Origin of the sequence: Streptomyces zaomyceticus (assembly GCF_014656215.1) — a bacterium.
Lineage (GTDB): Bacteria > Actinomycetota > Actinomycetes > Streptomycetales > Streptomycetaceae > Streptomyces > Streptomyces zaomyceticus.
The window spans coordinates 18,170-38,448 of record NZ_BNBZ01000024.1; the positions used below are offsets into that span (position 1 = coordinate 18,170).

At 71.6% G+C, this 20,279-nt stretch carries 12 protein-coding genes; 9 read left to right on the plus strand and 3 right to left on the minus strand.

Annotation, left to right across the window (positions count from 1 at the left end):
* Positions 1-175 precede the first annotated feature (175 nt).
* Positions 176-1,081: a S41 family peptidase gene (locus tag IE311_RS26595; RefSeq protein ID WP_189834355.1), complete on the minus strand. Its 906-nt coding sequence runs from the start codon at positions 1,079-1,081 to the stop codon at positions 176-178.
* A gap of 57 nt (positions 1,082-1,138) precedes the next feature.
* Here IE311_RS26595 and IE311_RS26600 point away from each other — a divergent pair, with 57 nt between their 5' ends.
* Complete coding sequence (locus tag IE311_RS26600) at positions 1,139-1,675, plus strand: ArsR/SmtB family transcription factor (RefSeq protein ID WP_189834356.1); 537 nt, start codon at positions 1,139-1,141, stop codon at positions 1,673-1,675.
* Positions 1,676-1,733: 58 nt separating this feature from the next.
* Here the strand turns inward: IE311_RS26600 and IE311_RS26605 are convergent, their stop codons facing one another.
* Entirely contained in the window at positions 1,734-2,681 is a 948-nt protein-coding gene (locus IE311_RS26605; protein WP_189834357.1) for a quinone oxidoreductase family protein, read from the minus strand.
* Positions 2,682-2,756: 75 nt separating this feature from the next.
* Between IE311_RS26605 and IE311_RS26610 the strand changes: the two genes are divergently transcribed.
* Complete coding sequence (locus tag IE311_RS26610) at positions 2,757-3,248, plus strand: MarR family winged helix-turn-helix transcriptional regulator (protein WP_189834358.1); 492 nt, start codon at positions 2,757-2,759, stop codon at positions 3,246-3,248.
* Here the strand turns inward: IE311_RS26610 and IE311_RS26615 are convergent.
* Positions 3,168-7,601 (minus strand): hypothetical protein, encoded by a 4,434-nt coding sequence (locus tag IE311_RS26615; RefSeq protein ID WP_189834359.1) that lies wholly within the window; start codon positions 7,599-7,601, stop codon positions 3,168-3,170. The two genes, IE311_RS26610 and IE311_RS26615, sit on opposite strands and share 81 nt — an antisense overlap.
* A 170-nt stretch (positions 7,602-7,771) precedes the next feature.
* On the opposite strand from IE311_RS26615, the gene IE311_RS26620 reads away from it, so the two are divergent.
* The 7 genes from IE311_RS26620 (at position 7,772) to IE311_RS26650 (ending at position 20,091) form a co-directional block, all read left to right on the plus strand.
* Complete coding sequence (locus tag IE311_RS26620) at positions 7,772-7,981, plus strand: hypothetical protein (RefSeq protein WP_189834360.1); 210 nt, start codon at positions 7,772-7,774, stop codon at positions 7,979-7,981.
* A 232-nt stretch (positions 7,982-8,213) separates the two neighbouring features.
* The gene (locus IE311_RS26625) at positions 8,214-8,750 is read left to right on the plus strand and encodes an NUDIX hydrolase family protein (RefSeq protein ID WP_189834361.1); all 537 of its coding nucleotides are present in this window, start codon (positions 8,214-8,216) and stop codon (positions 8,748-8,750) included.
* Between the two features lie 260 nt (positions 8,751-9,010).
* Positions 9,011-9,907, plus strand: a complete 897-nt coding sequence (gene bdeA / locus IE311_RS26630) for a bis(hydroxyethyl) terephthalate hydrolase (RefSeq protein WP_189834362.1) — start codon at positions 9,011-9,013, stop codon at positions 9,905-9,907.
* A 115-nt stretch (positions 9,908-10,022) separates the two neighbouring features.
* A complete protein-coding gene (locus IE311_RS26635) occupies positions 10,023-12,641 on the plus strand; it encodes a helix-turn-helix transcriptional regulator (RefSeq protein WP_189834363.1) in 2,619 nt (872 codons plus the stop codon).
* Positions 12,642-13,002: 361 nt separating this feature from the next.
* Entirely contained in the window at positions 13,003-14,271 is a 1,269-nt protein-coding gene (locus IE311_RS26640) for an FUSC family protein (RefSeq protein ID WP_189834364.1), read from the plus strand.
* 168 nt (positions 14,272-14,439) lie between these two features.
* Positions 14,440-19,065 carry a tetratricopeptide repeat protein gene (locus tag IE311_RS26645; protein WP_189834365.1) on the plus strand — a complete coding sequence of 1,542 codons (4,626 nt, stop codon included), beginning with the start codon at positions 14,440-14,442 and terminating at the stop codon, positions 19,063-19,065.
* 273 nt (positions 19,066-19,338) lie between these two features.
* Positions 19,339-20,091: a D-Ala-D-Ala carboxypeptidase family metallohydrolase gene (locus tag IE311_RS26650; RefSeq protein WP_229902180.1), complete on the plus strand. Its 753-nt coding sequence runs from the start codon at positions 19,339-19,341 to the stop codon at positions 20,089-20,091.
* Positions 20,092-20,279: the final 188 nt, after the last annotated feature.

Below are 20,279 nucleotides of genomic sequence, written 5' to 3' on the forward strand. Positions count from 1 at the left end.
GGACGCACACATAGTGCTGCTTGTAGGGCTTCTCGGCGTAGAGACACACATGGTGAACGTACCCGCCCTTGTGGTGGCGGGCGAGACGGTTTCCCAGACCGCGTCGGCTGTCGGGCGGGCAGGGGGCGGGGCGTTCAGTGTGGTGGCGCCCGTCAGCGGGGACCGGTGGGCCCGGTCAGTCCCCGAGGCGGGTGAGGGCCCGTGCGTGTGCGCGGTCGAGGGCGTCGGCGGCGGGGCACGGGATGTCCGGTTGCACGCCGATGCCTTCCCAGTTGGTGCCGCTGACGGGGTTGAGCGCGCGGCCGAAGGGGATGGTGGCTTCCAGGTGTGGGTGCACCGTCCAGCCGTTGCACGGGTGTGCGCCGCCGCGGGTGGGTTCGCCGATGACTGTGGCGCGGCCGAGCTGCTGGAGGTTGTAGGCGAGTTCTTCGGCGGCGGAGAAAGTGGTGTGACTGGACAGGACGTACAGGGGCTTGCTGCCACCGAATCGTCTGCCGGGTACGTGCGGCAGGCTCCAGGACTGCTCGCTGCGCTCGCCGTTGCGCCAGAGCATGGTGTTGAGGTGGGTGCGCTGGTCCAGGAGGTAGCTGCAGGCGAAGGCGACGGTGTCCGGGTCGCCGCCGCGGTTGGCGCGAAGGTCCAGGATCAGCGCCTGGGCGCGGGAGGCCAGGGTGAGCGCGGCCGTCAGCGGTTCGGCGGCCCATTCCAGCGGGAACAGCATCGGTGCCAGCTCCAGTACGGCGATGCCTCCGTCGAGCAACTGCACCCGGGGAACGCCGCCCAGCGAGGTGTCGAAGTCCCGACGCATGGCCTCCAGGGTGGCCGCATCCTGTTTCGGCGGCACCGGCTCGGTGTGGTGCTTCAGCCTCAGGTGCCGGTCGCCGTTGACGGACTGCAGGTCCGCGGTGACCAGACCGGCGAGCTCCTCGGCGCTGTCGGCGTCGTAGGCGCCCTCGGCGAGGCGTCGTCGCAGCAGGTCGACGACCTGTTCGGCTATCTCGGGGAACACATAGTGCTCGGTCATCAGCCGTGCTGTCTCGTCGATGACAGGGGCCGGCGCAAGCTTCGTCGAAGTCGTCACAGCACGGAGTACAGCACCACTCTTGCGTAAGCGTCAAAGAATTTAGACACTTTCTGTATGAGTGATGCTCAGACCCCTTACCTACCACCTCCCGAGGACGTCCTGGAGATCGGTGCGCCGGAGCAATTCGCCGCACTCGCCCACCCGTTGCGCCAGAGGCTGCTCTTCGCCCTCGGGCACCGGCCCGCCACTGCCGGCCGGCTCGCGGCACAGCTCGACGCCAAGAAGGGCAACGTCGCCCATCACCTCAAGGTGCTCCGCGAAGCGGGGCTGGTCCACATCGCCGAGACCCGCCAGGTCCGCGGCGGCACCGAGCAGTACTACCAGCGCACGGCCCGCCACATGGTCGTCGCCGAACCGCAGGCGGCGGGCACCGCAGCGATGCTTGCCGCAGTCGCCCAGGAGCTGGGCCGCTCTCCGGCCGAGACTCACCTGACACTGCGCCACCTGCGCCTCAGCCCCGCGAAGGCAGCAGAACTCGGCCAGACCCTTGGCCGACTGGTCGACGAGGCCGAGGAGAACGCCGAGGACCAGCCCCTGCACGGCGTGCTGGTTGCCCTCTACCAACACGCCGTGCCCACCAGGACCACCTAGCGGCACCGACCCATCAGGGCAGCCCACCTGGCTCGCTCGGTCGAGGCGCTGTGTGTTGTCAGGCGACGCGGAGGATGCTTTTGCCGTGGGTGGTGCCGTCGGTGAGGTGCTGCACGGCTGTGGCGAGGTCTTCCAGGGCGTATTCGGTGGTGATGTCGACGCGGACCGTGCCGTCGGCGACAAGGGCGAGTGCGCGGCGGGCGCTGTCGGCGAGCCGCTCGGGGTGGGTCCGGCTCAGCAGGTTGCTGTTGTAGGTCAGCAGTGACCTGCCGTCCATGAGGAGTTCGGTGGCGTCGGCGAGGACGGGGTCGTGGGTGGCGAGGTTGCCGTATGCCACCAGGCGTCCGTGCGCGGCGAGCCGCTGGAGGCCGGCGGCGCGGGTGGGGCCGCCGACCGGGTCGAGGATGACATCGGGCTTCTCGTCGCCGAGTTCGGCCGGAAACTCCTGGCGGAGCAGGAGGCGGTCGTACCCGAACCGCGCGGCGTAGGCGGCCCTGTCGGCCGTGCCGACCACACCGGTGATCCGGCCCGCTCCGGCCAGTCGGGCGAACTGGGCGGCGAGCGTGCCGACCGAGCCGGCGGCGCCGTGGATCAGCACGCTTTCGCCGGGCCGCACGTGTGCGGCGGTATTGATCAGGTCGTAGGCGGTCGGTGCGCCCCATCCGAGGCCCGCGGCTGTCCTCAGCGGCATGGCACCGGTGCCGCATGCGAGGACGGCGGACGCCAGGACCACCTCGGCACAGGCGCCCGAGGTGGTCAGTGCGGTGACGGCCTCACCGACGCGGCGTGCGTCGACACCCTCGCCGACCGCGACGATGTGCCCTGATGCCTCGAATCCCGGGACGAAGGGGCGGGGTACGGCGAAGTGGCCGTTCCTGACCATGGTGTCGCCCCACTGGATCCCGGCGTAGGCCACGCGGATCGCCACCTGGCCGGGGCCGGGGGCGGGCTCGTCGAGTTCGGCGAGCCGGTAGTGGTCATCGGTGTCGAGAACGACGGCCTTCATTTTTACAGCCCCCTGTGCTGACTCAGTATCCTTACAGTCGAGAAACGTAGGCATATAAGGTTCCTGAGTCAAGCCATGAACCTGTTAATTGAGTGGGAGTACGTGGTGGCAGCCCCGATCGAGAACGACCTCTGCACCCGGATCAAGCGGTCGGAGCAGGCCTTGATGGCCCACCACGAGGCAGTACTGCGTACCTACGGGCTGACCATGACGCAGTACACCGTGCTGCTGACCCTCTCGCGCGAAGGCGGTATGTCGGGCGCCCAACTGGCCCGCTCCTGCGGGGTGACGCAGCAGAGCATGAGCAGCGTGCTCACCAACATGGAGACCAAGGGACTCATCCGCCGCGAGACGTCCCCGGTGCACGCCAAGGTGCAGATCGCCACGCTCACCGATGAGGGCCAGGCTCTGCGGGACCGCGCCTACCAGGAGGTGGTCGTCCTTGAGCGCGCGCTCACCGACGCGTTCACGCCCGCCGAACACGCCTCACTCTGCGCACTCCTGGAACGGGCCACCTCCGTCCTGATCCAGCAGACGCGCCACGCTTCGGCCCCGCCCACCGGCTGAGACTGCGGCGGCCTGTTCGATGTCCTCGTAGATCGATTCCCAGCTCAGGTTGGCGCCGTCCCGGCCCGCCCAGGACGCGGTGCGGCGGGCCGCGTCGCGGAGCTCGGCGGGCCATGCCGGGTCCGCCAGAAGGCTGTGCAGTTCCTCCGAGATGTTGCTCATCGTCTGGCCCGCGACTTCCAGCAGGTGCCGGGCCAGCTGGTGGTCCCGGGGACCGTAGCCGATGAGCAGGTCGTACAGGTGGGCGCGTTCGCCGACCAGGAGGCGCAGGTAGGGGCGCCAAGGGTTCCAGGCGAGGCTCCGCCAGCGGGCGGACGGGCCCGATTCCGCGGTCGCGGCGGTGACGGCCAGCTCCAGGAGATGTTCCGCGTCGTGGGGGCGACCGGCCTCGTGCAGGTCGATACAGAGGCGGGGCACGGTCTCGAACCTGTGGGGCCAGACGTTGCCCGGCCGCGCGAGGCCGTGGCCGGCGGGTACACAGAGGTCTCCTCGCTCGAAGGCCAGCGCGTGAAGGTCCTTGAGGCCGATGTCCACTGCTCCGGAGGCGAGCTTCGCCCGGGCGTCGAGGACGGCGAGCCGGACCCTCAGGAGGTGTGCGGCGTTCCCGCTCCGCATGTAGGCCTCCTGCCCTTGTTGGGGGCGGGCGATGGTGGCGGCCATGGTCGAGGCACGATCGACCAGTTCGTCCAGGACGGGAGTCAGGATCGTACGGGCGGTGGACAGGTCCCAGAGGAAGGGATCGGCGGTCAGCGCCTGGGTCACCGCCTCAAGGAGTTCGGTCTGGGCGACGGCGCTCGTACGCAGTGCCTCCAGCTGCTCCTTCACGCTGTGCGAGCTGCCCGGAGGAGTGAGGCCGCGGCTGATCATGCGTGCGGTCAGGCGGTGCGCGGCCGCTGTCGACTGCTGGTCCGTCCGTCCCCTCAGGTAGGTGGCCATCCGGTGCAGCTGTGCGGCCTGGTCGTCGGGCAGAGATCTCTCGCCGGCCCGGGCGAAGCCGATCAGGGCGTCGGTGTCATTTCGGCGCTGCGCGTCGTGGAGCAGCCAGGGCAGGAGCAGTGCCGGCGCTTCGGACACGCGGGCGATGGCCTCCTCGCGTGGTGCGGGGAGGCGCTTGCGCAGTTGGCTTCCTCTGCGGCGGCGCTTCCCGGGGGCCTTCTCGGCGGGGGCCGCCGCCGTGTTCTCTTCGTCCGTGCCCGCGCCGGGGGCGTCCTCCATCGAGCAGTCCTCGCTCTCGTGAGGCTCGGGTGTCCCGGGAGGCGTCCCGTCCTTCTCGGGGACGAAACCGATCAGATGCTCCAGGGCATGCGTCGCGAGGTGGTGGCCGCCGGCTGCGGCGGCGACCGTCAGGTCGACGTCCCAGGGAGTCGTGGTCCATGGCCGGAGGGTCGCGGCTCGTGGCGTCACCGACCGGGCATCGTCGGGCAGTGAAGCGGCGATCACCTCGGCGGGGAGTCTCTGGCCTCCGACCACTCCCAGGGCGGTCAGCGCCAGCGCCGTGGCGGGCGGCTGCGGGTCCCGTCGTGCACGGTCGAGAGTTGTCCGGGCGCGGCACCACTCCCGAGTCGTACGGCCCGCGGTGGTGTCGCCGGCCATGAGCAGGGGACGCAGGAGGTAGCGGGCGATGGCCTTCCGGGTGTTGTCGCTCGGCGCCGAGGCCGCGGCGACCTCGAGCTCCCCGCGCAGGGTCGAGGGTGCGACACGGATTCGGGGATGGCAGAGGGTGGTGGCCACACCGTGGAGTACGACATGGTGACGGGCCACGGGCAGGTCCCCCCGCGCCAGTTCGTCGAGGCATGTACGAAGGGCGTGGAAGGTTTCGGCCGAGCGCTCGTGGGCCTGTGCGGCAGCCCAGCACATCGCGGCCTTCGCGATGATCCTGTCAATGTCCTTGGGGACCTTCCCCGGCACTCCTGCGAGGCGTTTCGGCAGGTCTCGACAGAGGTCCCCGTACGAGTCGGGCCATTCGGAGGCCAGATCGGCGAGGGTGGCGAGGGCGTGCTCCAGAGGTGCGCCGCGTTGTCCCGACGCGGCGTCGAGCATGTCGTCCATGAGCGTGACGGCGGTGTGCCGCCGTCCGCCCCGGCCGTGCCGTCGATCCCATGGGTCCCGCTGCCGCCGCCCGCTCCCTGGAGCATGCGGGGCGGCCTCGCCTTCCTCGTGCAGATGACGCATGAGGATGGTCAGGTGGGGTGCGAAGGCGTGTCGCGGCAGCTCCTCGGCGGGCAGGGCGCAGAGGACGGCTGCCGCGACGGAGCGCTGCTGCCGGATGCGTACCGTCAGGGTGTGAAGGACCTCCCGGCGCCCGGGTCCGTCGGCCGCTTCCCAGATCGTCCGCAGCAGTGGGGGCCAGATGCCCTCGGCCGGCTCATGGGTGGCGTTGAGTACCTTCAGGTACCGCTCGGCGAACACCCGGCCGTTGTCCGGCTCCTCGATGAGGGGGGCGATGTCGGCGAGGGCTCCGGTGGGGGCGTTGCGCAGGCCGGCCAGGATGTGGACGAACGTCTCCCGCGCGACCGGAGAGGAGGCCTTGGCCAGCGGAGCCAGCAGGGAGTACCAGCGGCTCGACCTGTGTGCCTGCGCCCGGTCGCAGTGGTGGAAGGCGTGTCGTACGACCTCGGCCAGGTACAGATCCTGGGCGTGCTCGGCGATGCGGCCCACGGCTGCCCCGAGTCCCCTGGGGGCTTCGGCGAGGCCCCTGCCTGCCGCGTATTCGCCGATCGCCTGATGGTGGAAACGCAGCCGGCCCGCGAAGGGCTCGCTGAGGACGCCCCGGCGGATCAGCAGTCCGATCCAGCGGGCCGCCTTGGTCTCGGACACGGCGAGGCGGGAGGCGACGAGATCGCGGGAGGTGTCCCGGCGGAGCTCGATGGTTCCTTCGCGCAGGGTGGCCAGGCCGAGTTCGGCGGCGGCCGGGCCCAGCGGTTCGGCCTGGTCCTCCGGGTCCGTGCCGGGAGGCGCCACGGCGTGCCGTGTGTCGTGGTCGACGCGCCACCGCCAGTGGTCGCGGAAGAGGCCGGCCACATCGAGGTCGCCTCCACTCGGACCGTGGGGGGCGTAGAGGTCGAAGACCATGCGCAGGTGGAGGGGGTGGCGGATCAGGGTTCCGAGGGGCAGGCCGCGGGCGGCGGCGTCGGCCAGGGCCTGCTTCATCTCCGGGAGGCTGCCGTCGTGGTCGTTGCGTGAGGACACGTACGCGCCGGCGTAGGAGTCGATCGCTCGGGCGAGTTCGGAGCCGGGCGCCCAGCCGTTCCGATGGTCGGCCGGGGGGCCGTCGTCGTACAGGCCGAGGCGGATGTCGGCCAGGATCGAGGTGTAGGCGCCGGACTCGCGTTCCGCGTCCCGGCGCTCCTTGAGCAGACCTGCTTCGCCGGCCCGGCACGCCAGGGCGACAGCGGTCCGCCCGGACCGCAGGACGGTGAGGAGTTCGACGAAGTCGTTCACGGTCTCGGGCCGGTGGAGCAGCAGGTCGGCGGTGTCGAGGAGCAGGACGATCCGGCGCGTGGCGGTGGCGCCCTGTGCGGTCCGCCTGCGGTACACCTCCAGAAGTGCGGGCAGTTCGCGCGTACGGAGGTCCGCCGCTCGACCCCCGCCGTCGAGGAGTGAGGTCGCGGACAGCAGGACCGGGCAGATGTCGTTCTGCCCGGCCAGCGCCCGGTGCACTCCCCACAGGGAACAGCTCTTGCCGACGCCGGGCTCACCGACGAGGGCCGCGGCCTGGCCCGGTGCCGTGCCGGCCAGCTGTCGGCGGATGTGCTTGAGCACCTGTGTCTCGGCGGCCCGCTCGACCCGGACCTCGGCGAGCGTCACTCGGTCGACGCCCGACTCGGAGTCGTTCACGGTCACCGCTTCGAGGGATCGCAACGCCCCTTCCTGGGCTTCCACCAGGGCCGGCAGCCTGCGGTCGACCTCCTTCGCGCCGAGGACGTACCCGGCGGGGATCTTCGTCTGTCGTAGGGATCGCAGCCGGGCCGCTTTTTGCTGCTCGTCGCTCCCCCGCAACGCCCCGGCGTACCGGCGCCGCAGCTCGGCGAGGTCCCCGTATCCGCTGTCGCACTCGGGGGAGCAGTCCGTTCGCGACCGCGCTTCCTCGCAGTACCGCAGACCTGACGCGCCCCAGACTCCGCCCTTGCCGATCCAGGTCGTGATGGTCCCGGCGGATTTCAGCTCACACCAGCGTGCGAGTTCTCCCGTACGCATCCGGCACCCCTCGAAGCCGTGGGCAACGCCCAGCATCCAGTGCCGTACCGCGCCGAGGACCCACAGCCGGTCCTCGCTCCAGCCCTCGGTGCTCTTGGGCCATCGGACCCGCCGGCCTTGACCCGCCGGGTGCCATCGCTCTTCCTCACCGGCCAATTCTTCAACCCCCGGCACAACTGAAAAACAACCACGGAGCGTCATCCCACCAGGTCGACAGCGTACGCGCATTGCACGAGCCGCGATCGGTGATCGGGGCCGTTCTGCACAACTCGCCCGTCGAGAAACCTCCTTCGTGTCCGGCACGACCCTCACGACCAGGAGGAACGATGAACCTCGACGAGCTGCTCGACCACGCGGGAGACTGGGCGGAGAACGTCGCCCCGTGGATGGGCGTCAACCAGGGCCTGCGCCTCGCCCGCGAAGTCGTCCGCTACGGAACGGTGCTGTGGATGACCCGAGGCTGCACCCCACGCGAACGGGCGCTGGCCTTCGCGGCCATGCACCGCTCGCGGCGCGGCCGACGCCGTAGGGGGTGACCTTCTGCTGTAGGGGCGGCAGCGTCGCAGGGGCCGCCCCTATAGTGCTCGGACATGGTGCCCGTGCCCGGGCTTTCGGCTGCGAGCAGGTCCGGTCAGGCCCGGGCGGCCCGGTCGACGGCCTTGTCGCGAGGCGCACCTGAGTGACCCTCAGCGGTCCTTCTCGATTTCCCACCCGGGTGGCAGACACGCCATCTGGGCCAAGACACGGCCCGGAAAGTATGATCAAGCGATGTCCGACATGACTGAGACCACGCCCGGCTGGCTGACCACGGACGATCTGAACGTGGCCAGGGCCCAGATGCCGATCCTGTACGTCGAGGCCGTGCCCGTACGCGTGGACGACAGCGGCGAAGTCACGAGCATCGGGCTGCTCCTGCGGATCGGCGCGGAGGGGACGATCAGCCGCACGCTGGTCTCCGGCCGTGTCATGCACCACGAGCGGGTCCGTGACGCGCTGCTGCGCCATCTCGAGAAGGACCTCGGTCCCGTGGCGCTCCCCCGCGTCCCTCCGTCCCTGCAGCCCTTCACCGTCGCCGAGTACTTCCCCACGGCCGGCATCACGCCGTACCACGACCCGCGCCAGCACGCGGTGTCCCTGGCGTACATCGTCCCGGTGAGCGGTGACTGCCGCCCACGGCAGGACGCCCTGGACCTCGTCTGGTTCAGCCCGCAGGAGGCGGCCTCCCAAGCGGTGCAGGGTGAGATGCCTGGGGGCCACGGGGCTCTGTTGAGGCAGGCCATCGCGCACGTGGGATACGCCTACTGAGCTCGGTCTCTCCCGTACGGCCGACGAGCGGGGACGGGCCCGTCGCCGCTCGTCGACCCCCCCTGTCCTGGTGACGGATTCGTCCCCGTGACCGGATCCGTGGATTCCCCGTGACCGGATCCGTGGATTCCCGGTGACCGGTGATTCTGCCGATGCCCGTGTGTCGTGGCGGCCCGACAGTGGCCGGGCCAGTCCAGTGCGGCCGCCGGCCCGTTCCTCCGGTGGGTGGCCGCCCCACGACACGAGAGGACGACTCCGTCGTGAAACGACACCTTGTCGCAGTCTCCGCCGCCGCATGCCTCGCCCTGCTCCTCGCCCCCGGTGTCCACGCCGCCGACAGCCGGGCATCCGGCGTCGCCGCCGTCGCCGCGGCGAACCCGTACGAGCGCGGTCCCGCGCCGAGCACGGCGAGCATCGAGGCGCTGCGCGGTCCCTACGCCGTCTCCGAGACCTCCGTCTCCTCCCTCGCCGTCACCGGCTTCGGCGGCGGCACCGTCTACTACCCCACATCCACGAGCGACGGCACCTTCGGCGCCGTGGTCATCTCACCCGGGTTCACCGCGCTGCAGTCCTCCATCGCCTGGCTGGGGCCGCGGCTCGCCTCGCAGGGGTTCGTGGTGTTCACCATCGACACGAACACCACCCTCGACCAGCCCGACAGCCGAGGACGGCAACTCCTCGCCGCACTCGACTATCTGACCCAGCGCAGCACCGTGCGGGGCCGTGTCGACGCTACCCGGCTCGGCGTCATGGGGCACTCCATGGGCGGTGGCGGAACGCTCGAGGCCGCGAAGAGCCGGCCCTCCCTCAAGGCCGCCGTTCCCCTCACCGCGTGGAACACGGACAAGACCTGGCCCGAGATCACCACGCCCACGCTCGTCATCGGCGCCGACGGCGACACGATCGCCCCCGTCGCCACCCACTCCGAGCCCTTCTACGAGAGCCTGCCCGCCTCGCTCGACAAGGCGTACCTGGAACTCAACGGCGCCACGCACTTCACTCCCAACGCCTCGAACACGACGATCGCGAAGTACGGCATCGCGTGGCTGAAGCGGTTCATCGACGACGACACCCGCTACGAGCAGTTCCTCTGCCCGATTCCCCGGCCCAGCCTGACGATCGCGGAGTACCGGGGCAGCTGCCCGCTCGGTTCCTGACGCCCTGTGCACCGTCACAGAACACGGTTCCCGGGTCTGGGCCACAGTCCAGACCCGGACTCGGTCCGGACCCGGGAACCTTCCGCCGTCCCTTACGGCTCGGTAGCTTGGCGGTGTGAGCGGAGCGATGCGCGCCGTGGCCGCGCGCCGGCGGTTGTACGACCGGACGGCCGAACTCGCCGCCGTGGCACGCCTGTCGGACCGGAGTGAGGCAGGACTCGGCGGCGTTCTGTTCCTCACCGGCGACCCGGGCGAGGGGCGTACGGCCGTCCTCTCGCGCGCGGCCGACGACTTCCGCCGTACGGGATCCCCCACGGCCTCGGACTCACGGTCCGGAAACACCGGGTACCTGGTCGGCGCGCCGGAACACCGCGGCCCGTGGAGCGGAGCCCGGGCCCTGTTCGCGGCCCTCGCGCCCACTCCGTCGGCCGCACGCCGGGCCCTGCGGCTCGCGCGGGGCGAGACCGGAATCGCCGCGGCGGTGTCCGAGCTCCTCGTCGGCCGTCCGACGCTGATCTGCCTCGACGACCTGCACCTCTGGGACGCCCATTCGCGCGCCGCGCTCACCGCGGCCTGGCAGGACGCCGACCGGCCGGGGCGTCCCGGCTGGGTCGTGTCCGCCGGGCGTCACCACCGGCTCCCCGACGTGCCCGGAGCGGAGACCGTACGCCTGGGGCGTCTGACGGCGGGCGGGGCGCGGGCCCTTCTCGGCGAGCTGTGCGCGGTGCCCCCGGTCCCCTCGGTCGTGGGACGGTTGATCGACGACACCGCCGGCCATCCCGGGCTCATCGCCTCGGTGGCTCGGCGCCTCACGGCCGCCCAGCTCTCCGGTGGCTCGCCCCTGCCGCGACCGGTGGCCGACGGCGCCGTCGTCGCCGAGGTGTACGGCGGGCTCCTGGGCCGACTGCCCGCGGACTCCCGACGGCTCCTCTCCCTGGTGGCACTGGCGGACCGTACCGGCGGTGCCGGTGCGAGCGCGGCGTACGAGGTGGACATCGGTGCCGTCCTCTCCGCCGCCCGGGCCACCCGTACCCACGTCGAAGCCCTCGACGGTCTTCTCACGGACGGACTGCTGTGCCGCAGGGGGGACCTGCTCCGGTTCGAGGACCCCTTCCTCGCACGTGCCGCGCGCGCTTCGGCGCCGGCGGCCTGGCACCAGCGTGTCCAGGAGGCCACCGGGTCCGTTCCGCCGGGTACGCCCGGAGTCCGGGCCGGAGCCGGAGCCGGACCGCAGAGCACGGTGCTCACCTGGAGCGAGGAACATCGGACCGACCGGCTCGGCTCCTCCCCCGCCGGACGAGTCCTCGCGCCGGTGGTGCGCGGCCGTTCCCAGCTCGTACGCGGACTGGCCGCCCTCGCGGGCGGTCCCGTCATGGACGCGTACGAGTCGCTGCTGCAGGCGGCGGAGCTCTTGCGCGACCGGGCGCCGGTCGAGGCGTCCGATGCCCGGTTCCTCGCGATGGAGGCCGCCTGGGCCGGGGGTGACGTCCCCGCCTGTCTGACCGCCCTCGACGGTGGCCGGGGCGCCCGGGGCTCCGAGCGGGACTTCGCCGAGGGCCTGACCGCCGCGCTGACCGTACGGCTGGACCACGCCCGGCCCTCGTTGGCGCGGGTCGTGGCACGGGACGGTTCCGAGGACGATCCGAGACTGCTGCTGCGGGCCGGTTCGGCCGCGCTCGTGCTCGGCGACACCACCGCGGCCGCGCGGGTGCACGCCCGTGCGCTCGCGCGTGCCCGTGCGGAACGCCGTACGTCGCTGCTGCCCCGTGTCCTCGAGCACCTGGCGTACGCCGAGCTCCGCGCCGGCCGGTACAGCCGGGCCGCGTTGACCGCCCGTGAAGGGCTGCGCGCGGCGGAGCTGACCGGGCAGCGCAATGTGGCCGCCCACCAGCACGCCGTCCTCGCCCTCGTGGCCTCGGTGGTCGGCGACGAGGCGGCGGTGGCGGAGCACGCCGGGCGGGCGCTGGAGACGGCCCGCCCCCACGGTCTCGCGCAGGCCGCGACCCTCGCCGAGTGGGCGCTGGCCCGGGCCGAACTGGGCCGGGGCCTGGCCGCCCAGGCGGCGGCACGGCTCGTGCCGCTCGTCCGCCTCGGCCCCCGTGGCGGACATTTCGCGCTGCGGATGCTGGTCGTGCCCTGCTTCGTGGAGGCGGCCGTCGCCTCCGACCGGAGGGCAGAAGCCCGTGCCGCGGCCGACGAGTACGCCGTCTGGGCCGTGCAGGGCGTCGACAGCGCGGCCCCCGCACAGCTGGCCCGCTGCCGGGCGCTGCTCGCGAAGGGTGAGGAACCGGCGTACTGGTTCGGCGAGGCCGTCCGCCACCACGACGACTGCGGCAACGACTTCGAACGCGCCCGTACCCTGCTCGCCTACGGGACCTGGCTGAGACGCCGTCGACGTCCCGGGGACGCCCGCGGGCCGCTGAGAGACGCGCTCGTCACCTTCGAGCGGGCCGCGGCGGCGGGCTGGGCCGAGCACGCCCGGTCGGAGCTGCGCGCCACCGGCGGCGCGTCCGGCGGCGCCGTGTCCCCCGGTGCGTGGGGACGGTTGACCCCGCAGCAGCAGCGGATCGCCCGTCTTGTCGCGCAGGGTGCCACCAACCGTGAGGTCGCCGACCAGCTGTCCCTGAGTCCCCGCACGGTCGACCACCACCTCCGGAGCGTCTTCGCCCGGCTGGGCATCAGGTCCCGCGTCGAACTCTCGGGTGTGGTCGGGCAGTGGGACATGCCCGGGTAGGAAGGACCGCCGGGATCCGGCCTGGTGGTCCGGCGGCCGAGCTCTGTGCGGGTGGCCGGAGGGGAAGGGTGCGGGGGGAGGGCCGAAGGGGTCGGGGGGCGGGGCGGTCGACCGGGAGGGTGCCGCGGGCCGGTGGTCGGCCGGGAGACGCGTCGGCCGCGACGGGTCGTCGACCACCGGTGGGCGACCCGGGTCGTGGCCGGTCGGTGTGGACCGGTCCGGGGAGCCGGCGATTCGTCGACCGTCCGTCGGCGTGTCGGCGCGCGCCCGGCGGCAGCAGCACGAACCATCGCGATTCGATGGCGTCGTGGTGGGCAGGCGCATCCGGCACGTACCGCTGCCCGCCGGAGAAGGAGTACGCATGCCGCACCCCTCCGATCTGTTCGTCCACCCACGGCGGTGGCAGTGGTGGCGGCGGTGGCGGCGGGACCCCTTCGTGGTCCAGACCGTGCGTTCCACCGCGGCGGCGACGCTGTCCTATGTCGTCGCCCTCAATCTCAGTGCCGAACCCGCGCCTCTGACGGCTCCTCTGACCGCTCTCCTCGTCGTTCAGGTGACGCTGTACTCGACGTTGACGACGAGCATGCGACGGGTGACCTCGGTCGTCGTCGGCGTCCTCATCGCCATCGCGTTCAGCGCGCTCGTCGGGCTGACGTGGTGGAGCCTCGCCCTGGTCATCCTCGCGTCGTTGGTCGTGGGCCGGTTCGTCCGGGTGGAGGAGTTCATCCCCGAAGTGGCCATCAGCGCGATGCTGGTGCTCGGCGTCACCCAGGTCGCCGACCGCGCGTGGGACCGCGTCCTGGAGACGCTGATCGGCGCCGTCGTCGGTCTGCTCTTCAACGTCGTGCTCGTCCCGCCGGTCTGGGTGGACACCGCAGGGGACTCGATCGTGGACCTGGCCCGGCGGATGCGGAGACTGCTGATCGACATCGGCGCGGAGCTCGCGGATCCCCATGACCGGCCGGAACCCGCCCGCAGGTCCGGGGGCGTGGCCTCGTCGGCCTCGGTGGAGCGGGCCAGGGCCCGGCTCCACGAGGCGAGGGTCCTCGACAACGACGTCGCCGACGTCGACGCGGCCCTGCGCCAGGCGGAGGACAGCCTCCGGCTGAACCCACGCGTCAAGGAAGGGCTCCTGCACCGCATCGTGCTGCGCACCGGGCTCGACACCCTGGAGATCTGCGCGGTCGTGCTGCGTGTCCTCACCCGTACGTTTTCGGATCTGTCCAGGGAACGGCGCGGCTCGGTGCCGTTCGGCAGGGAGACGGCCGAGGCCCTCCGAGAGACCGTCAGACACCTCGGGGACGTTCTCGTGTGCTTCGCCGTCCTCGTCACCTCCCACTCCAGCACCGGCTCGGAGCGGGCGGAGGACAACCTCGCCAACGAACTCGGAGCGGCCCGCGCCGCCCGCGACCGCGCCGCCGGGCTGCTGAGGAGCGAGGCCGGGGACCATCCCCGCCACTGGCAGCTGTACGGGGCGCTGCTGGCCGAGATCGACCGCATCCTCGACGAACTCGACCCGGACCACCGGGGGCGCCGTCTCATGGAGGAGCTGGACCGCCACACCCGGGCCCGCGAGGAACGGCGTCGCCGCGTCACCACCCTCGCGCGCCGGCCGCGGCGTACGCCCTGAGGGCCGCCCCGGCGGGGCACGTGCGACGCGGAGAAGCCGGACCGCCGGGACGGGTCGGAGGCGCCGGCAGAGGGTGGGTGCCGGGCGGACCGGCTTCCGCGTCCCTCAGGACCACTGGGGGCAGCTTCTCCGGGGCTCGTTGTCAGTGCCGTGGACCACCATGGGGCTGTGACCGACTACGCCCTCACCCGCCTCGGGCCCCAGCGTTTCGAAGAGCTGTCCCAAGCCCTGGCTCTCAAGGTGCTCGGACCGTCCGTGGAGATCTTCGGGGAGGGCCCGGACGGTGGACGCGAGGCTTCCTTCGAGGGCCTGCGTCGGTATCCGACGCCCGAGGACCCCTGGACGGGATACGGGATCCTGCAGGCCAAGTTCCGCGGGCGTCCGGAGGGTGCGGGCAAGGACGCCGACTGGCTCATCAAGCAGATCGACTCGGAGCTCAAGGCATGGGCGAGGCCGGACTCGAACCGTGTCCGCAAGGGACGCATGCCCGAGTACCTTCTCGTCGCCAGCAACGTGGCCCTCTCCTCCGTACCCGGCAGCGGGGGTATCGATCGTGTTCACCGCGCCGTGAGCGAGCGTGTTCGGGAGCTCGGTCTCCCGCTCAAGGGCTGGGTCGTCTGGCACTACTCCACGATGTGCCGGCTCCTGGACGACAGCCGGGACATTCGGCATGCCAACGCCGACGCGGTCCTGCCCGGGGACGTGCTGGCGCTGCTGTACGAGCACGTCAAGCAGGCGGAGACGGCCCGGTCGTCCCCCGAGCCGGGGGCCGTTCCGCACCTGGCCCGAGGGAGCCTGCCCAGAAGGCTCCGGCCGCTCTTCGGGCGCGGGGCCGAGGTCGAAGAAGCACGGAGGCTGCTCGAGAGCTCCGGCGAGGAGGGGGTCCGAGCGGTGCTGGTGACCGGACCACCGGGCATCGGGAAGAGCTCCGTGGCCCTGGGGCTGGCACATCTCGTCTCCGATGCCTACCCGGACGGGCAGTTCCACATCGACCTCGCGCTCTCCGCGGGCGAGGGAGACCCCGTTGACCTGGTGACGGCGCTCCTGCACACACTGCTCCCCGGCGGGGACCGGCTCCCCGAAGGCCGGGCACAGCAGCTGGCGCTGTTGAGCGGTGCGCTGTCCGAGAGCCGAGTCCTCTTACTCGTCGACGACGTCACGTCGGAGGATGCCCTCCTCGACGTGCTGCACATGGACGGTCCCTTCGCTGTCGTGTGTACGAGTCGCGCGAAGCTCAGCGGGCTCGCCGGCCTCGTTCCCGTGATCGACCTGCCGCCCTTGTCCTCCGGGCACAGCGAGAAGATGGTCCGGGCGGTCGCCGGTGCCGACCGGCTCACGGACGAGCAGGTGTCCTCGCTGGCGAAGGCGTGTGCCGGTCATCCGCTGGCGCTGCACATCGCGGCCGCCCACCTCGCGCGCCGTCCCAGGGTCGACGTCGGCCGGTTCCTCGGCGACATCACCGACCCCGACCGCACCGTGCGGGCGCTCAAGGCCGGCCAGACCGCGCTGTTGCCCGTGCTCGAGCGAAGTTTCGCGGACCTCGGCCGGGAGCAGGCGGAGCTCTTCGCGGCACTCGGTGTCCTGCCTCATATGTCGCTGACGACGGATGTCGTCGCCGCGGTCAGTGCCCGGCCGGGCGAGCTCGACGACGACCACGTCGACCGTGTGTCGGACCTGTTGGACTCGTTGTTCGAGCTCAGTCTCATCGAGCAGATCGACGAGGACCGCTACGTTCTGCACGAGATTCTGCATGGTTTCGCCCGGCTGAAGTCGGCGGCGAACGACGTGGGAGCCCGCGAAGCCGTCGTCCGCCGGGCCTGTCTCATGCTGGCCGTACGGGCTCGGGCCGCCACGGAGTCGATCGGGTTCACGGATCCGGAGGCGACGATTCCCGCCCGGAGCAACGCGGACGCCCTGCACATGCTGAACGCGGACCGCCCGGGCGCCGTCGCCGTGACCGAGATGGCACGGCAGTACGAACAGTGGGAACCGCTGGTGCTCCTCGCCTCGGACCTCACGGCCTTCCTGTGGCACGGGAGCCATTGGACCGATCTGGAACGTGTCCACCGATGTGTGGCCGACGCAGGCACCCGGTCGGAGAACCCCGAATGGACCGCCACGGCCCAACACAATCTGGCCATGGTCGCCAGCCACCTGGGGGACAGCCGAAGGTCGGTCGATCTGTACCGGATGAGTGCGGAGACGGCACACGAAGCGAGCAATCCCCACCAGGTGTTCCTCGCCGAACTGGCCCTGGGTTCGCTGCTCGTCAACCTCGGCCGCGGCCGGGAGGCGATCCCGGTTCTCCGCAGGGGTCTGAGGTTCTGGCGCCTCGTCGGGGATCGCCAGACCTTGGCGCAGGCACTGGGAAACCTGGGCCTCGCCCATATGGCCATCGGCCGCCTGCGCCGAGCCGAGGACTACCTCCGCGCCAGCCGGAACCTGTCCCGGGACGGCAGTCCCGCCGACCTGTCGAACCGCGGCGCCATCTCGGCTCTGCTGCGCAGGACGGGGCGGATGGCGCAAGCCGCCCACGACGCCTCCCAGGACGTCTCCCGGGCTCGGGCGGTGGGAAGCCGGGAATGGGAGGCCAAGGCACTCATGGAGCTCGCGGAGACGCCCGTGGAGGAACGGCCGGTGTCCGCCCCGGCGCGGCCCCTGGAAGAGGCCCTGGCCATCTACCGGGACACCGGTGATGCCCAGGGGCAGGTCAGGGCACTGTTCCGGCTCGGCGACCAGGCGGCGGACCGGGCGGACGCACAGCTGGCCGCCACGTTCCTCGGAGAGTGCGCCGCTCTGGCGGCTCGGATCGGGGACTTCGAGCACGGAGCGCGCTCATCGGCCTACCTGGCCTCGTACCACGGCGGGAACGGGAGGACGGACGAGGCGGAGGAGTACTTCGACGACGCGCTGGAGATGGCGCGCCACGTCGGCAATCCGGGCGTCCTCGCCCTCACCCTGCAGAAGAGGGCCGAATACCTCTGGCATCGCGGCCGCCTCGGAGAGACCGTAGACCTTCTGTTCGAGGCGGCTCGCCATCTGGAGGCCACCGAGGAGAGAAAGGCGCAAGCCCAGATCAAGGCGAGCCTGGGGGAGGCTCTGATCGCCGCCGGCCGCTGGCGCGAGGGCGCGAAAGAGCTGCACGCCGTCACCTCGGCCCTGTCCCCCCACGCGTCGCCGGCCACCAAGGCACGTGCTTCCCGGGGGCTGGCCATCCTGTACTCGCTCCGCGGTCTCCATACGGAGGCGATGACCGCCGCGACGGAGGCCCTGGAGCGGTCCGACAAGGCAGGCGACGCCTCGGGGGTTCTGCAGTGCCGCATGGCATTGGGCAGCGTGCGCGCGAGGAACGGGGAGTGGTCCGCCGCACTCGGCGAGTACGGCAGGGCCGCCGAACTCGCCGAGCGGCGGTCGGATCTCCATGTGTCCGTCACCGCCCGGAGCCAGGCCGCCGTCTGCCTGCTCAACACCGGCGAGGTGGACGGAGCCATCTCCCTGATCACCGAGCTGGTCCCGCTGGCGGCACGGTTGGGCATGGGCGCGGTGCAGGCCGCGCTGCACGGCAATCTGGGAGTTCATCACGCCGGCCGTCATGACTACGGCGCCGCGGCGGCCGAATTCCGTACCGCCCTGTCCCTCGCCGAGCAGCTGGACAACAACCCCCTGCGGGCCACGTGCCTCCTCAATCTGGCCCGCGCCGTGGGCTCGCTCGGCGACACCGACAGCTCCCGTGCGTACGGACGCCGGTCGTTCACGCTGCACCACGACCTCGGCAACTGGCCCGAGGCCGGCGAAGCCCTGCTCCACCTCGGCGCACTGCACCGGGAAACCACCGGGGCGGTCGACCTGCCCGACCTGGCGGAACTCCTCGGCGACGACCGGCACATCGACGACCGCGTCCTCCAATCGCTCCACGCCCGCATCCCGCGGGCGACGGAGGCAGCCCTCGCGGAACCGGGGGTCGACTCGGGTGGTGCGACGATCGGCGGCACGAGGCGGATCCATGTCGCCTCCACGGTGAGGGAAGCTCTGGCACGGCTCGACGTCAGGGCGCTCCTCCAACGGCTCGGCAACTCCCGGCAGCAGTGTGCGGCCTGCAACCTGCTGATCGACGAGACGGGAGAAGCCGAGCTGCTTCTGCTTCACCACCCGGGGATGACGCACGTCCCCCTCCGCCTGACGCACCCGCACTGCGCCCGCTCTCAGGTGCTCCACCTGGACGATCCGCTGCCCACCCAGCCGGAGATGAACACCGAGATCGAGTGCATCCTCTTCGGTCGCGACCGCGCCGGCATCATCGCCGACTGCTACGGCGGCTGGGGCCTGCTCGACGACGGCAACGCCGTCGAGGACCTCGTCCTTCGGAGCTTCGCCCAGGGGGGCTTCACCGATCTGCGGAGCATGCTCGACCTCAAGGAGGGCCAGATGCTGGACTTCCGGAACGTCCCGGCCGTCGAGGGCTGCGGAGTGGAGGCACGTCTCCAGGGCAACAGACTCTCCATCACCGGGCCCCACGGGCAGGAGCTGCTGTCTCCGACCCCTCTGGACTTCTACCCCCACTGGTACCGCAAGGCCCTCGACGGATCCTTGATCGTCGTGATGGGCCGGAACCTCCAGGGGCTGGCCGCCGACGACGACTCCTATCTGCTGCGCGCCCTGATCCTGGGGCAGACGGTCGGTGCCACCGTGCCGCTGAAGGTGGTGCGTCCCCGCAGGAACAGTCCCTGTCCGTGCATGATGCGGGCCGGCCGCAAGTTCAAGCACTGCTGCGGGAGCGGTCGGGAACCTCGCTGATGTGAGCCCGCTCCTCACCGGCTCACCGCCGACGCGGCTCGGGAGCGAATCCGGTCTCGCACGCGGACGGCCCCCTCGGCGACCGGGGAACGGCGCAGAACCGCCCTCGCGCATGCCGCCGCCGTCGCGCCGCCCCGGTCGGTCGCTTCGCCGTCATTGGGCCGACAAATGTCGCTCGTCCGGGCGTGGTTGACGCGCGTCGACCGGGGCGTCAACCTCGGGGGGACTCTTGTCCCTGGGTCACCCTTGAACTCGTGAGGCCATGGAGGTTCGATGTCCAGACGCACCCACCGTTCGCTGCCCTTTCGCCTTCTCCTGTCGATTCTCATGATCGCGACCGCCTCGTTGACCGGGGTGGTGGCCACCGCCGGCACCGCCCAGGCCGACGGCTGCTACACCTGGTCGCGGACCCTCTCCCAGGGCACCTCCGGTGCCGACGTCACCGCGCTGCAGATCCGTGTGGCCGGCTACCCCGGCTACGGCGGGGTGCTCGCCATCGACGGCGAGTACGGGCCGGGGACCGCGGCGGCTGTCCAGCGCTTCCAGGCCGCCTACGGACTGGCCGCCGACGGTGTCGCGGGCCCGGCGACGTTCAGCAAGATCTACGCGCTCCAGGACGACGACTGCACGCCGGTGCACTTCTCGTACGCCGAGCTGAACAACTGCAACTCCACCTGGGCCGGTGGCGCGGTGAGCGCGGCCACGGCCAAGTCCAACGCCCTGCGCACCATGTGGAAGCTGGAGGCCCTGCGGCACGCTCTCGGCGACCAGAGCATCCGGGTCACCAGCGGCTTCCGCAGTCACGCCTGCAACGACGCCGTCGGCGGCGCCGCGTCGAGTCGCCATCTGTACGGTGACGCGGCCGACCTGGGATCCGGTCCGCATTCGCTGTGCCGGCTCGCCCAGCAGGCCCGCAACCACGGGTTCAACGGGATCCTCGGCCCGGGCTATCCCGGGCACGGCGACCACACCCACCTCGATCACCGCGCCGGCCGCTTCTGGTCCGCTTCCAGCTGCGGCATCTGACACCACGGCGGCCCGCCCCGTTCCACCGGGGGCGGGCCGCCGCACGTTCCCTGTCGCGCGGCGGGACGGTTCCCCGCGTGCCGGGCCGGGCCCCGCGGGTCTCGTCCCCCGTCCCGACCGTCATCCGGCGGGCGTACCGCCCGCCCTGACCCTGCGTCCGTCGGCGTCCGGACTCCCGTACACCGGTT